This window comes from Vreelandella sp. H-I2 (assembly GCF_052959335.1).
On the sequence record NZ_JBRAMC010000004.1, the window covers coordinates 340,274 to 356,238 of the forward strand.

Here is a 15,965-nt window from a genome sequence, read left to right on the forward strand (position 1 = left end):
CGTGACCACATCCTCCTCAGGCAAAACAGCAGGCTCACAACATATCGATGAAGAAACCCTGGATGCTGCTATCGGTTGGTATTTACGCCTCAAAGACGAGAGTGCCACGGCTCAAGACCGACTGGACTTTAAGGACTGGCTGGCTCGCTGTGATAGGCACAAAACGGCCTATCAAGAAGCTATCCATCTGTGGGAGGAGATCGAAGCGCCAGCCCAGTTGTTATGGCTGAAGCAAGACCAGCAGCGCCCGGTACAGAAATCTCGTTCACAGCGGACCACAATTAACCACTGGGGGGGATGGGCAGCAGCAGCCGTTTTAATGGTAACCATACTGCTAAGTTTGGAGCTTTGGCGCGATCCAGCACGAGTGGACCGCTGGATGGCAGACATATCTACTTCATCGGGCCAGGTACAACAGACGTTACTGGAAGACGGATCATCGCTGTTTTTGGACGGCAACAGTGCGCTCGATGTCACGCTGGACGATACCCAGCGAGTACTAGCGCTTAGGCGTGGGCGAATGTGGATTGATGTCGCCAACGACCCACAGCGACCATTACAACTTACCGCTGGAGATACCTTTATCAGTGTGCTGGGAACACATTTCGCCGTTAGCCGATTTCATTCTCGAGTCACCATTACCGTTGAAGAAGGCCAAGTAGCCGTTCGTGATACCCACCACAACCAAGTTCTTTTGAACGCTGGACAACAGCTTATCGTACTCAACGGCGAACTTCAGGAAGTCCACACGATAGATCCTCGGCTGGTGCTGGCCTGGAAAGAGGGTCGGATTATCTTCGATCAAGCAGGGATTGACGACATTGCTGAGCAGCTCGAGCGCTCACTGGCCGGGCGGGTACTTTTCGATGCCCGAGACTTCGCTAACTTGAGTTTCTCCGGCAGCTTTCCCACGGGCCGCCCAGAAACATTGATGGATACATTAAAAAACATACCTGCAATCAAAGCTCACCGACTCCCCGGCGATGTTATTTGGCTGCGTTCAACAAGCACAGGCTAACAATTAGCCGTTGCCTTACCAGAGGGCCAGGGCTAATCACTGCTGATGTCCGGCCATTGCTCTTCACCCACCGTTCGCGAGGGCCTTATGGAAGCGTTACTTTCTCAAACAAAACCAGCAAGCACACTGCCACTTAGCAAGCGCCTGAAAATTGCTACCCATACCGCACATGAGCAAGTCGATAAAGCCATTATGGCACTTTCACCATTTACCAGCCTAGATGGCTACAGGCGCTTCCTCTCGGTGCAATACCAGTTCCAGCGCCACACCGCTCCGCTCTACGAGCAACCGGATCTCTGCAAGCAGTTACTGCGGCTAGAACAGCGTTGTCGTTTTAACTCCGTAATACTCGATATAAATGACTTATCTATTAAGACGGAAGAACTGAACGTGAGCCCCATACCCCCTCCGACTGTTGGGTCCCAAGCGGCTGCATTGGGATGGCTCTATGTTAATGAAGGATCGAACCTTGGCGCAGCATTTCTGCTCAAGTATGCAAGCCAGTTGGGCCTATCTGCCCATTTTGGCGCTCGCCACCTTGCTCCCAGTGATGCAGGCCGCGGACTGCACTGGCGGCTTTTTATTGCTCAACTGGATGCAATATCGTTATCAGAGGAGCAGGAGCGTCAGGCTATCAGGGGAGCCCGGGATGCCTTCACGTTCGTCGAGTCGTTGGCGCTAAATAATCACTAATAATATGACAAAACGTCATTAGCGTCGGGATTTACTCTTAAAAAGGGAACACTAATGGAAAAAATAGCGCGATATCACAAACCAAAGCTTCTTACCTGCTGCCTGCCCTTTGCAACACTACTGCTCAATTGGTGGGCCGCATGCTTATGTATCATTACTTTAATAGCGATGTGCTTCGGTACTCTATATGGGCTAATAGGTGAAGCACACAGCGTATGGTTGCCACTATTGCTTTCGATCATTGGGGGCTCGCTACTGCACAGCGCCATTATCGCTATTTCACTAGCCATTTCCGTGACAGGCGATGCGGCACAAGCCCCTTATTCAGCTAATTTGCATACCCAACCCTAGTTGAAAATGTTCTTTTGATGAGGAAAACCGGCCCCCTAAACGTTAATGATTATAAAAACAATTATCATTAACTTAACAAGGGAGCGTTATCTCGATGCATTTTAAGGTTTTCCCCCGATCGCCAATCGCAACCGCTGTAATACTGGGCCTGCTTGTCACTCAGGCACAGGCCCAACCCTCAGCGCAAAACTCAACCGACGCGACGCAGCAAACCCCTTTGCAGCAGCGCTATACGTTCGACCTTCCCGAACAGCATCTACTCTACTCGCTTGGCGAATTCACCAACATCACCCAGATTGCTGTAGTTCGCCAGGATGCTCAGCCAATTGATGGTACCGCCCCCGCCTTGCAAGGCGAAATGACAGCAGACGAAGCACTACGCAGGCTGCTTGCCGACTCGTCTCTGGCCATCTCCTACCGCAATGGTAGAACTGCAGAACTGCTGGAACAGGCTACCTCGACCACCGTGGGCAACCAAACGGCATTTAGCACCCTGACGGTATCGGCTGACCGTATTGGTGATGACTGGGTCTATCACGAACCGCGCTCGGTCAGCGTCATCAGCCGCGAGCAGATCGACCGAACGCCGCCTCGCCATGCGGCCGATATGTTGCAGGAGACCCCGGGTGTCTACAGTGCGGTCAATGCCCAGGATCCAGGTCTGTCAGTCAATATCCGCGGTATGCAGGACTTTGGACGCGTCAACATGATGGTTGATGGCATGCGCCAGAACTTCAACGAGAACGGCCACCAGCAGCGCAATGGCACCATGTATGTCGACTCCGAGTTATTGTCGGATGTCGTCATCGAGAAAGGCGCCAGCACGGGGGTACATGGTGCAGGTGCCATCGCCGGTAGTGCTAACTTCCGCACCATCGATGTGGACGATGTTCTTTTACCGGGTAAAGACATCGGCGTGCGGCTACGTGGCATGACGGGCGTGGGCGGCGAAGGCAATGGGGTCCACTTTATTGGTAGCGCAGCAGTGGCTGGGCGCCTTGGCGACCGCTGGGAACTTCTGGCGGCGCGCAGCAACCGTAATTTTGGCGAATATGCGCCTGGGCGCCGTCGGCCAAACTACGATTTCCTAACGGTAGGAGTTCAGGATGAGTTTCACCAGCAGATAGAGCAAGACGTCGAACGCGTCAGATTTACGGATAATGAGCAGGATTCAAATCTGTTCAAGGCGCGCTTTCATATTGATGACGACCAATCGCTGACGTTTTCCTACCTGGGCACCGAGCTTTCCTATAACAACGTTTCCGATCGTCAGGTGCTCGACCCCGTCGATGGTAGCGTGCGCGATGGCGATGACGCCTGGCGGCGCTATGGCGATGCCAGCACAACGTCCGACTCGGTCAGCCTGCGCTACAACCTTAATCCTTCCTCCCCTCTGATCGATCTGGAGGCTAACGCCTACTTCGTTTCAACAGAAGGGCAGCGTTATATCGAAGCTGGCCGGCCTGTGGTTCAGGGTGGCACCAACATGACCGAGCTGGCCTGGATGATGGGCGTCTGCGAGACCAATCCGGTTCAGGACATGTACTACAACGCCTGCCGGGCGGGTCTGGATAACAATAACCGCACTCAAATCGATACCTACGGCTTTACACTGGAGAATACAGCGCGCTTTTCACTGGGCGGAATGGATGGCTTTTCCTCTAACCACGGGATCGAATACTTTATCGATAAAGGCGAATCGACGACGACGCAAGAGCGCGGTGGCCGTCAGCTTGGCGCTAACGACAACACCATGCAGCCCAACGGCGAACGCAGTATTGCCAGCGCCTTTGGCAACTTACAGTGGGAAAATGAAACCTTCACTTTTGCGGCTGGGCTGCGTTACGACTACTACAAGCTCAAAGGCTCGACCCAACTTCCTGGGGCGGAATGGAAATATTATGATCGCTATGCAATGGCGCTGAGTCACGCGCAGGCCAGATTAAATAGCGCAGAAAAAAAGTGTTACAGTCCGAATACTCCAGAGGCGAATCGCCAAAGAGAGTGTGATCGAATTCCCCAAGAGCAGGCATTCGTCAATGACCCTACCACACTCGCCGGGTATGACACGAGTGCCAACTTCAGACCCAGTTGGCGCTCGAAAACGGTCTTGAGTGAGTATAATGTCGACAATTCGCTCGACAAACTGCTCCCTACCTTGTCTGCTGCTTACCGCCCCAATGAGAACGTCGAGCTATTTGCTAACTGGGGCCGCGGTTGGCGGCCACCCGCGCTGACCGAAACCCTGATGCAGGGCAGCCACCCCGGCGACCCCTTCGCGGTGCTGTTCCCCAACCCCTATGCTGAACCGGAAACCTCACGCAACTGGGATGTGGGCGCCAATTTTACCGCCCAGGATCTGTTTAGGGATGGGGATCGTTTCTTCAGCAAGCTCTCCTACTACGATACCCGTGTGGACAACTACCTGATTACCTCCATGGTTAACGTAATGCCGGGGCAGCCGGGTACGGGGCTGGGCCACACTATGTTCGTGCCCAACTTGCTAACGATGAACTTCCGTGGCTTGGAGCTGGAGATCGATTACGACGCCGAGCGCTGGTACACCCAAGCCAACTATACCCATGTACTGGGTAGCGACAATCAGTTCTGCCAGAAGACCCGCCCGCTGGGTAGCGGCTGGATCAAAGACGATATACCCAACGAAGATGGCAGCTACCCCGATGCTCACAATGAAGCGATCGAAGCGGGTTACGACTCCCGCGAGGATCAACTCGACCATCAAACCTACTGCGGTATCGATGTGATCGGCATGAACAGCGCTCGCCAGTTACCGATGGATCGCGGCAGTCTGGTATTCGGCACCCGCTGGTTCGATCAGCGCCTGGATGTGGGTACGCGCCTTAACTACAGCGCCGCGGGCGGCCCGGAGGATTTCGACTTCGACCTGTGGCCCAGCTACGTAACCTGGGACCTCTACGCCAGCTATCAAGTCAACCCCAACCTGCTGCTGCGCGCCACCATGCTCAACGTGCGCGATCGTAACTACGTGACCGGCTACTCGGATATTTTCTCCAAGAGCTATGGGCCAGGCCGCACGCTGATGGCGGGGGCGGAGTTGCGTTTTTAAATTAAGGGCAGCGCGATTGCGCTGCCAACGAACATACCCGCCCAGCGGGTATGCAAGGCAGATAACTAACGTTACCTGCCAATAAAGGCCTCAAGGCCAACATTGATAAAGTAAGGAGACTGAAAATATTGATTGGCCTTTCTTCTCTGGTTGACGAGACAACAAGCTAACAGGGCAACTACAACACCGCTAAACATCCCCGGCAATCAGTAGTTCTTACATAATTGTTGACCGTGTTGATACGGATGTTTGAAGCCCATACAAGCCGCATTTCCCCCTCCTTCCTCACTCAAAACACAAAAAACTAAAATAAATGCATTTTTTGATGAGGGAATCCCCGCCCTCGAACGTTAAGGCTTATACAAACGATTATTATTTGCATAAACAAAAGAGGCTTTACATTCATGCAATTCAAGGGTTTCCCACTCAAGCCGCTTGAGGCAAGCCTTAAACCTAAGCGTCGATATACCACAACCGCTATTATGCTGGGCTTGCTGGCCGCGCAAACCCAGGTACTGGCACAGGCCCAGTCCTCCGCGCCGGACTCATCCGAGGCGACGCAGCAAAACCCTGTGCAACAACGCTATACGTTCGACCTGCCCGAGCAGCACCTGCTCTACTCGCTGGGTGAATTTACCGCTACCACGCAGATTGCTGTCGTCCGTCAGGATGGCCAGCCCATCAACGGTACCGCACCGGCCTTACGCGGCGAAATGACTGCCGATGAAGCACTTCGCACACTGCTAGCCGACTCATCACTGACCATTTCATACCGCAATGGCAGAACGGCAGAACTACTGGAACCAACCACCTCAATCACCGTGGGCAACCAAACAGCCTTTAGCACTCTGACGGTATCAGCTGATCGTATTGGTGACGACTGGGTCTATCACGAGCCGCGTTCGGTGAGTGTTATCAGCCGGGAGCAGATCGACCGCCGCCCTCCTCGCCATGCCGCTGATATGTTGGAAGAAACTGCGGGAGTTTATTCCGCCGTTGATCAACGTGACCCAGGGCTGTCGGTCAATATTCGCGGCATCCAGGATTATGGTCGCGTCAATATGAATATCGACGGCATGCGACAGAACTTCAACCAAAACGGCCACCAGCAGCGCAATGGCACCATGTATATCGACCCTGAGTTGATTTCAGGGGTCACTATTGATAAAGGAACCAGCGCGGGTCAAGGGGGCGCTGGCGTACTGGGCGGTATAGCTACCTTCAGCACTATTAACGCCAGCGACTTTCTTGATACAGAAAAAGGCTACGGTGGTCGTGTACGAGCAGGTCACGGTATAGGCAGTCAAGGCAACGGCACACACTTCAATGGCAGTGCCGTCGTTGCATTCGGTAATGAAGAGGTGGATGGGCTACTAGCTTACAGTGAACGGAATTTTGGTGACTACCATGCGGGCTCATCTGGGGTCGGCAACTTAAGTGATGATATCGCCCAAGAGTGGCAGCAGCCAGGGCGGCTACAAATGCTGATCGACAATCCGGTCGAATATACCTCCAGCAATATGGATTCCAGACTCGCCAAATTTGGCTGGAATATTGATGGTAACCCGGACCATAGGCTTCAGTTTACCTATTTGGATACCAATGCCTTTGGGTACGATGCACGCTTTGAAAACACCACGAGAGCAGGGGTACTTGAAGACATTGAGTATCGGCTTCTAGGTTCGAACGACATCACATCTACCAGCTATGGGTTGGATTACACTTATAATCCTATTGATAATGAACTTATCGACTTCTCATCAAAAGTCTATTTTGTTACCACCGAAAATGAGCAGTGGAATAATAGGTTAGAAACATCTTCCACCACGACCCCTGCTTATACCGCCCTCTTTCGTACCGATACGATAGGCACTCAGGTAGAAAATACATCGCGCCTTCATCTCGGTAGTACGGGCGATTTAGCCATCAACTATGGAGCTGAGATATTTCAGGACACCTTTAAGCCTGGCGGTGAGCAGGCGTCACCTTCGATTGATACTGACCTGCCATATGCCACGGGGTTAACACCGGAAGGCGAGCGTCAGATGGGTAGCCTGTTTGCCAACATTGACTACCAACACGGCGACTGGCTATCGGTTTGGGGGGGCTTGCGTTATGACCATTACCGCCTCCAAGGGCAAACCGGCCTGACAACACGCCGATATATGGATAATACGCCGACTTGGGATCCTGATGGGCAAATCCGCCCGGTACCTATTACTTATGATGTCGATCGAAATGATGGCCGTTTATCGCCTACGTTAGGCATTGGCATTAACCCAGGTTTGGATTGGCTACAACTGTACACCAGCTATGGCCAGGGTTGGCGTCCACCAGCGGTAACGGAAAGCTTTCAAACAGGCCGTCCACATGGCGGGGGGTCAGAAAACATGTACCCCAACCCATACTTAGAGCCTGAACGTTCAGAAAACTGGGAAGCAGGCTTCAATATTATCAAGCGTGGGTTATTGACCGGCAATGACCGTTTTTCTGCCAAAGTGGCCTACTTTGATAATAAGATCGACAACTTTACTTACATGGCAACAGGTGTAGCCCTGCCTTATGCCTACCACAGCGCTTCATTAGGTAATTCTGCCTACGTTAACAACCTAAATAGCACCCGTTTTCGGGGCGTGGAGTATCAGCTTAACTACGATGCGGGCTTTGCCTATGCCGACCTGAGCTATACCCAGATGATAGGCAGCAACGAGTTTTGCCATCACACTTATTATCTCGGTGGCGCCAGCCGTCTGGAACCTAGCGGTGAAGTCTTTGAACGGGAGCGTACGCTTACTAGTGGCCGCGTCGTCACAATACGCCAAAATGGCTCTATCTTGGTTGATAATCCCGAAGGTAACAGCATCGTATCTTGTGGCGGTGCCATGGGCAATGCTGTCTTTATGCCCGCTGACCGCGCCTCCGCCACACTTGGCCTCCGCTTCCTCAATGGGCGGCTGGATATCGGAGGACGGTGGCGCTATAGCGAGGGCAATAGCATTGACCACGCAGAGCGCAGTTATACCAATTACGCCCTGGCCGTTTGGCCACGCTACGAAGTTTACGACCTCTACGCGTTCTATCACATGAACGACAACCTGACCTTCAGTCTGGCCATGGATAACGTTACCGACGAGGCATATCTGGTTGCGATGGGCGATACCAACCTTGCAAACGTGGCATTGGCCCGCGGAAGAACCCTTCAGGGCATGCTGGAATACCGTTTCTAGCCCCTGGGTAACGATTTCACCCTAATGGGTGAATACCATGAAGGAGGATACGCCTCCTTCATATTAAACCGAAAAGGAGTAATACCATGTCATTCAATATCACTTACGACGCTCAATATGACAGCTGGTCACTGGCCGACTATCTTGATGAGTGGTCATTCAATTTCCAAAATTCTGATCATGGCGAATCAAATACTGGTGGTTTCAACACTGGTAGTGGTCAGCTGTCCGGCGAGGAGTACGCGATTTCCGGTGCTAACAACTCATACGCCTTTATTGCCGGCAGCGACACAGCTGATGGACTGCAGTATGACATCGGCGCTCACGTTTTAGCCGGAAACCTGGACAGCGTGCAGTTTGGTTATGGCCTGACTGAACCATCCGGTGGCTCATTCGACCTTAATAACTGGGAGCTAGCCATCGACGGCCTTGACGCTAGTGGTAGCGGTGCAGGAAATGACGTGCACGATATCGTGTGGGGTCTGATGAACGGCAACACCAGTGCACTGGAAGACTATATTGTTTCCGAAGGCCTGCTGACTCAGAACGAGTTTGATACCGCAGAACTGGGAGACCTCTTCTCTGCACCGGCTTCAGCAACGGGCGTTCAAGAGTTCAGCGACGCCGATTTCGCTCTGGCTGCGTGAACAACGCCATCGCTATAAACACCTAATAAAAAAGGCAAGGGGAATCCCCTTGCCGCAACGTTCAAACACCGCGTCATGGGCGATATGCCTTGGCGCGGTGCCTCGGCATTCTCGCCCGATGAGACGAGAAGTCAAGCAGAGACGTGACCAAAGCACTAATGAGAGAACGAATTCGAGACGCATTGCTATGGCGATTCGTTGATTTGTTACGTCTATTTTCAAGGACATAGCTAATGACCCCCTCCCAACGCCAGCCCGGAAACGAACTCTACCGAGCACTCGGCCGCTATCGCGGCACACTGCGCTCGGTAGGGCTGTTCAGTGCGGTTATCAATCTGCTGATGCTAGTGCCGCCGCTGTATATGCTGCAGGTCTATGATCGCGTACTGGCTTCCGGCAATACCACCACGCTAATGATGCTAACGGGCATGGCGCTGGGGCTGTTGGCGTTAATGGGTGCCTTGGAGTACATACGCAGCCTGGCAGTCATTCATATTGGCGAACGCTTCGATGAACAACTGGGGGAGCGGGTTTACGCGGCGGCCTTCGAGCGCGGGCTAAGCGGCCAGGCAGCCCAGGCGGGGCAAGCCACGCGGGATCTTGATTCGCTGCGCCAATTTATCACCGGCAACGCGGTATTCGCGTTCTTCGATGCCCCCTGGTTCCCGTTGTATTTGCTGGTGATGTTTATGTTCCACCCCTGGATTGGCTGCCTGGCGCTGGGGGGTGCCGTGGTACTGGTGGGCTTAGCGTGGCTGAATGAACGACTTTCCCAGCCGCCGCTGCGTGAAGCGGGTTCGCTTTCTGTACAGGCCAATGCCATGGCGGAAGCACAATTGCGCCATGCCGATGCCATCGAGTCGATGGGTATGCTGTCGGCCTTTACACGCCGTTGGTCACTCCTCCACGATGGCTTTGTCGCACTGCAGGGACTGGCCAGCGAGCGTACCGCTCTAGTTACTGCTATCTCCAAGAGCCTGCGCGTCGCGTTGCAGTCACTGGTATTGGGGCTGGGCGCTTGGCTAGCGATTGGCGGGCAGATCAGTCCTGGCACGATGATCGCGGGCTCTATCCTGATGGGCCGTGCGCTCAGCCCCATTGATCAGGTCATCAATGCCTGGCGGCAGTGGTCATCGACACGGCTGGCTTACCAACGCTTGGGTAACCTGCTAACAGCACACCCGGCCCGCCAGCCAGGCATGGATCTCCCTGCCCCACTAGGCAAACTTAATGTGGAGCCGGTGAGCGCCATGCCGCCCGGCGGAAAGATACCCACGCTGGTTCAAGTGGGCTTCCAATTGGAAGCAGGCAGCGCGCTCGGTGTTATCGGGCCTTCGGGGTCAGGCAAATCTACTCTGGCCAAACTGCTGGTGGGTGTTTGGAAGCCGAAGATCGGCACCGTGCGGCTGGATGGTGCCGATATCCAGCACTGGGACAAGGCACTGCTGGGGCCTCATATCGGCTACCTGCCTCAGGATGTCGAGCTGTTTGCCGGTAGCGTGGCGGAGAATATCGCCCGCTTCAGCGAACCAGACCCCATGAAGGTCGTCGAGGCCGCTAAAACCGCGGGCGTACACGAACTAATTCTGGCACTCCCCAATGGCTACGACACCTATTTGGGAGGTAGTGGGATCGGCCTTTCGGGCGGGCAGCGCCAGCGTATTGCTCTGGCCAGGGCGCTCTACGGCCCCCCGGCGCTCGTTGTGCTGGACGAACCCAATGCAAGCCTTGATGACGCCGGAGAAAAAGCACTCTTGGAAGCGTTACAGCGACTGCGCGAACGCCACGTTACGGTGGTGCTGATCACCCACCGCCCTCAGGTACTCAAGGCCACCTCTCACTTGCTAGTACTACGTGAAGGCCGCCTGCAGAAGTTCGGCCCCACTGAAGAGATATTGCAAACCCTGAGCGCTGCCCGCCAAGCGGCAGCACCTGCCAATGGCGCGATGGCCACCCCGTATGCGCAAGGCGCTTATACCTACGGCAATGTTTCCATCAATCGTCAGGAGCAGCGCGCATGACCCTTCGCGATATCTCCCAGGCGCCGCCTGCTGCAAAAACACAAACCTCTTCAGCCACACCCGACTGGCAAGCACTCGCCATGCGCCGTAAGCGACGACCGCTACGTATAGGAAGTTGGCTACTACTGGGAGGCTTAGCGCTGTTTGTGGCTTGGGCAGCCTGGGCACCGTTGGATAATGGTATCGCGGTACCCGCAACAGTGGTTGTCTCCGGCAATCGACAGGCGGTTGAGCATCCAACCGGCGGTGTGATTGAGCGGCTGTGGGTACGTGAAGGAGACCAAGTGACAGAAGGTCAAACGCTTATCAGCCTTGACACCACACGACTGGAACATCAAGCCAGTGCACTGCGCTTACAGCGGGCATCATCACTGGCAGAAACAGCACGCTTGGAGGCCGAGCGTGACCAATTAAACACCATTAGCATGCCTTCTGACCTGGTGAGTAGTGCCGATGTGGACGTCGGCACCATGCTGGCATTGCAGCGCCAGCTATTCACCAGCCGGCGCAATGCGCTGGCCGCTGAAATATCAGGAATCGAGGCCAACCTTGATGGTCAGCGTGCCCGGGCGGCGGGACTAGAATCCTCGATGACCCAACAGCGGCTGCGCCTGTCAGCCTTGGGTGAGCAGCGCAACAACCTGCGCGAGCTGGCTGCCGACGGTTATATTCCCCGCAACCGGCTGCTGGAAATCGAAAACAGCTATGCCCAACTGCAGGCCAACATTGCCACAGAGACCGGCACGCTGCAGCAGACCCAACGCCAGATCGATGAGTTACAGCTTCGTCTGACCCAACGTAATGTAGAGTATCAGCGTGACGTGCAGGAACTACTGTCCCAGGCACGCTTACGTGCACAGGAGCTAACTAGCCAGCTGGCAAGCACCGAGTTTGACCTGGCCCATGCCGAGATACGCGCTCCTCGCTCAGGAACGGTGGTGGGGCTAACCCAGCATACCGAAGGCGGTGTGGCCCAGCCCGGTGCCTTACTGATGGAAATTGTCCCCCAGGGCGAACCCTTATTGGTGGAGGGCCAGTTGCCCGTTGAACAGATTGACCGAGTGCACGCGGGCCTGCCCGTTGAGCTTTCCTTTACCGCTTTCGAGCGTAGCAGCACACCACGCATACCCGGGGTTGTCAGCCAGGTTTCCGCCGATCGGCTAACCAATGAACAGACAGGGCTGCCTTATTACCGGATGTATGTCGAAGTAGCCGCCGATGACCTCTCACCCTTGGGCAGCCAACCACTCAAAGCGGGTATGCCGGTCGAAGCCTTTGTGCGCACTGGCGAACGCACGCTGCTCAACTATCTGTTTAAGCCACTGCTTGACCGCGCCCGCACGGCTTGGGGGGATGCATGATTCGCACTGCATCACGGCGATATCGCACTTGGTTGTTGCTTGCTTGCCTCTGCTGCTCTTTCAATGCGTTCGCACTGGACTTCCGTGAGGCCTACGAACTGGCCAAACAGCATGATCCAGGCTGGCTGGCCGCACAGAGCGAGAGTGCAGCCGGGCAACAGGCCCGAGCGCTAGGACGATCAGCGTTACTGCCCTCAGTCAACTATCGCTACTCACGGGCTAAAAACTGGTCGGAAGTGCAGCAGGAAACACCGCGAGGCACGACCACCAGCGATATGGATTACACCAGCTACTCTTCTTCCTTCACGCTAACACAGCCCTTGCTGGATGCGGCGGCTTTCGCCCAGTATCAAGCTGGCAAAGCAAAGGCCCAAGCCGCTGAACTAACGCTTGAGCGCGCCCGTCAAGCGCTAGCCGTTCAAGTTCTTCAGGCCTACACGGGGGTGCTTTACGCCCACGACGATATCGAACTGGCGACAGCCCACCTGCGCGCCCTGCAAGAAGAGCACCAGCGTAGCCAGCGCTTTATCGATTATGGCGAGGGCACTCGTACCGACCAGTTAGAGATTGCTGCCCAGGCACGCTTAGTGGAAGCCCAACTGATTGAAGCCGAAGACCGCTTGAGTGATGCCCACAATGCGCTGCGCGCCCTAACCGGCACACGTGTCCCACCCGCTTCACTCGCCCCATTGCAGGCCGACCGGCTAGCCCGCAATGTACAATCTACCCCGGAAAGCCCAGTGTTATCACTGGAACAGTGGCACGAACGCACGCTGGCCCATAATCCTGAACTGGCCGCCCAGCGCAGCCTACTGGAAGCTGCTCGTCACCAACTGAACCAGCAACGCGCCGGACACCTGCCAAATGTGCGCCTATACGCACGCAGCCAGATATCCGACTCCAACTCTGAAAACGTCATTGGTCAGCGTTACGACACCGACAGTATTGGTGTGGAGGTCAACTTACCGCTCTATTCAGGCGGCAAAGTCGTGGCGGCTAGCCGTCAGGCAGACAGCACCTATGCACAAACGCGCCATGAACTGGACGCCGCCACAATAGAACTGCTGAGCGATGTTGAGCGCCAGTACCGCTTAACCCGTAGCAGCCAACAGCGCATTGAGGCCTATCAGCAGGCGGTCGCCGCCGCGACAGCACGCCTGGAAGCCACGCGTAAAAGCATTCTGGGCGGCGAACGAACCAATTTGGACGTGCTAAACGCCGAACGTGAACGCTTCGAGGCGCTACGCGACCTGTCCCGTGCCCGCTATGACTATTTATTAGCTTGGCTAACACTACGCTGGCAGGCGGGGATATTAAATGGTGAGGACATTTCCCAAGTGGCTGGCTATTTTTAGTAGGGATCTAAAATTCACTATCATAATGAGGTAATTTCCATTCACAGCCGTTTATAACTTAAGTGCAGAGATAAGGCCCATAGGAATGTGACTAGATGACGCTGATACGTATTCTTTGGGTGGGCTTGGCAGGGTTGAGTTTTAGCATCGGAGTACTAGGCATTTTTCTCCCCCTGCTGCCTACCACTGTGTTTATGCTAATGGCGGTTTACTGCGCCTCCAGAGGCTCGCCACGCTTCGAGGTTTGGATCCGCTCCCGCCACTATGTCGGCCCTCTACTGGTTAACTGGGAGCAAGAGCGCGCCATACCCAGGCGCGCTAAGATTTTTGCCGTTTGCACGATAGCGTTGAGTGCGCTCATCACTGCTTGGTCGCTCGGCCCTGGTTGGACACGCTGGGTAGTGATAGCCCTATTGATAGTGATTGCGCTTTGGCTAACCACTCGGCCAGAGCCTAGGTTAAAGAACTAAGGCTCTTCCTTTCTACTTGGTATCTCTAAGTCAGCTTATTATTCAGTTCACACGACAATCTTCATGACAGATGGATTAGAACGCTGACGTAGGAAGAGCACGAGGTGCGGGGTTGAGAAGCGCAAGGCTGACGTCCTTCGAACCAGGATTATTTGAATTAGGAAGCCTGAACTGCTCGACGGCCGCCACAAGTTCGTCGGCTTGCCCTCTAAGGCTGGCAGCTGCAGTGGCAGATTCCTCTACCAAAGCAGCATTCTGCTGAGTCGTTTGATCTATTTGAGTAATTGCCTGACTGACCTGGCCCACCGCTTTGCTTTGTTCGCTGCTGGCGCTGCTGATCTCACCCACGATATCGCTGACATGCTGAATCGACGTGACAATTTCATGCATCGTGGTACCTGCCTGATCAGCCAGTGTGGTGCCTTGCGCCACACGCTCAACGCTGGTACCAATCAGGATTTTAATTTCCTTCGCCGCCTCAGCACTGCGCTGGGCTAAATTACGCACTTCACTGGCAACCACAGCAAAGCCGCGACCTTGCTCGCCAGCACGAGCCGCTTCTACCGATGCATTCAAGGCCAATATATTGGTTTGAAAGGCGATCCCATCAATGACGCCCACTATGTCACTGATCTGGCTACTGCTGTTGTTGATTTCACGCATGGTCTGCACCACTTGACCAACCACGTCACCGCCCTGCTTAGCCACTACACTGGCATTGGAGGCTAATTGATTGGCAGAACGTGCATTGTCCGCATTTTGTAGCGCACTGGAGCCCATTTGCTCCATGGAGGCAGATGTCTCTTCAAGCGCTGATGCCTGCTCTTCGGTTCGTTGACTCAAATCGACATTGCCCTGGGCAATCTGGGCGCTGGCGGTCGCCACGCTTTCAGCATTGCCGCGTACTTCCGAAACCACTTTAGCCAGGCTATTGACCATCGTTTTTTGTGCCAGCAACAACTGGCCAATCTCGTTGTTTGAAAGCGGTTCGATGCTCACAGACAAATCTCCCGCCGCCACTGCTTTCGCCTGATTCACGGCTTGGTTCAATGGACGGGTAATACCGCGGGTAATAATGATCGCCACCACGATCGATATCAGAATAGCGACGATTCCAAGTCCCAGTGTTTCTAGCATTGACGTACGATATTGAGCTTCGCCATGCTCCATCCCTTTTCTTGCTTCGACCAATTGCAAGTCGATAATTTCGCTAACTTGGCTACTAATCGGATCAATCGATGCATACAACTGGCCGTCATAGGCGTCCAACTGCCCCCTGACCATGCCTGAGAGATTTTGCAGCGCACCTTCCAATTCATCCAGGGCACTATTGGCTGGACCAAATAGTGTTTGTGCTTCAGCCGCCAGACTGGCTTCTACCGCGGTAAGCTTTGTAGCCATATACGCTTCCCACTCGCGCGCAATATCTTCTCGAGCCCTTTGAACGGCATCCAGAGCCTCCTCTGCAGTGATCAAACCTGTATTCGCTTTATTGACAGCGTCAACCACGTTGACAGCATAAGCATCTGAGATCACTTTTAGCCCCTTTAACGGGACAACACGATCAACATACAGAGACCGCATAGTGTCGTTGACATTTTTAAGACTAACCGAACTTAATATTCCGGTGAAAACCAAAAACAGTACAGCGACCAAGAAGCCCATTCCAAGCTGCTTGCCAATCGATAAGTTTCTAAAATGCATTGGTATATTCCAAGATAAGTTAGGGCGGGT

The 15,965-nt window shown here is 54.3% G+C and carries 10 protein-coding genes; 9 read left to right on the forward strand and 1 reads right to left on the reverse strand.

The annotated features are described in order from the left end of the window. The first annotated feature begins 1 nt into the window (after position 1). The 9 genes from ACUVOF_RS12335 (at position 2) to ACUVOF_RS12375 (ending at position 14,231) form a co-directional block, all read left to right on the forward strand. Positions 2–1,018, forward strand: a complete 1,017-nt coding sequence (locus ACUVOF_RS12335) for a FecR family protein (RefSeq protein WP_447044638.1) — start codon at positions 2–4, stop codon at positions 1,016–1,018. An 87-nt stretch (positions 1,019–1,105) separates the two neighbouring features. Continuing rightward, positions 1,106–1,711, forward strand: coding sequence for a biliverdin-producing heme oxygenase (locus ACUVOF_RS12340; RefSeq protein ID WP_447044639.1), 606 nt, complete (start codon positions 1,106–1,108; stop codon positions 1,709–1,711). 445 nt (positions 1,712–2,156) lie between these two features. Beyond that, on the forward strand, positions 2,157–5,150 hold the full coding sequence (locus tag ACUVOF_RS12345) for a TonB-dependent hemoglobin/transferrin/lactoferrin family receptor (protein WP_447044640.1): 2,994 nt from the start codon (positions 2,157–2,159) through the stop codon (positions 5,148–5,150). Between the two features lie 404 nt (positions 5,151–5,554). Next, positions 5,555–8,377, forward strand: coding sequence for a TonB-dependent hemoglobin/transferrin/lactoferrin family receptor (locus tag ACUVOF_RS12350; RefSeq protein WP_447044641.1), 2,823 nt, complete (start codon positions 5,555–5,557; stop codon positions 8,375–8,377). Positions 8,378–8,463: 86 nt separating this feature from the next. Then, on the forward strand, positions 8,464–9,024 hold the full coding sequence (locus ACUVOF_RS12355) for a heme acquisition protein HasA (protein WP_447044642.1): 561 nt from the start codon (positions 8,464–8,466) through the stop codon (positions 9,022–9,024). A gap of 233 nt (positions 9,025–9,257) precedes the next feature. Continuing rightward, the gene (locus ACUVOF_RS12360; protein ID WP_447044643.1) at positions 9,258–11,045 is read left to right on the forward strand and encodes a type I secretion system permease/ATPase; all 1,788 of its coding nucleotides are present in this window, start codon (positions 9,258–9,260) and stop codon (positions 11,043–11,045) included. After that, positions 11,042–12,406, forward strand: a complete 1,365-nt coding sequence (locus tag ACUVOF_RS12365) for an HlyD family type I secretion periplasmic adaptor subunit (protein WP_447044644.1) — start codon at positions 11,042–11,044, stop codon at positions 12,404–12,406. The genes ACUVOF_RS12360 and ACUVOF_RS12365 overlap by 4 nt, the downstream gene beginning before the upstream one ends. Next, entirely contained in the window at positions 12,403–13,761 is a 1,359-nt protein-coding gene (locus ACUVOF_RS12370) for a TolC family outer membrane protein (RefSeq protein WP_447044645.1), read from the forward strand. Before ACUVOF_RS12365 ends, ACUVOF_RS12370 begins: the two co-directional genes overlap by 4 nt. Before the next feature lie 95 nt (positions 13,762–13,856). Then, positions 13,857–14,231 (forward strand): YbaN family protein, encoded by a 375-nt coding sequence (locus tag ACUVOF_RS12375; protein WP_447044646.1) that lies wholly within the window; start codon positions 13,857–13,859, stop codon positions 14,229–14,231. Between the two features lie 75 nt (positions 14,232–14,306). Here ACUVOF_RS12375 and ACUVOF_RS12380 read toward each other — a convergent pair whose 3' ends face one another. Continuing rightward, entirely contained in the window at positions 14,307–15,935 is a 1,629-nt protein-coding gene (locus ACUVOF_RS12380; RefSeq protein WP_447044647.1) for a methyl-accepting chemotaxis protein, read from the reverse strand. Positions 15,936–15,965: the final 30 nt, after the last annotated feature.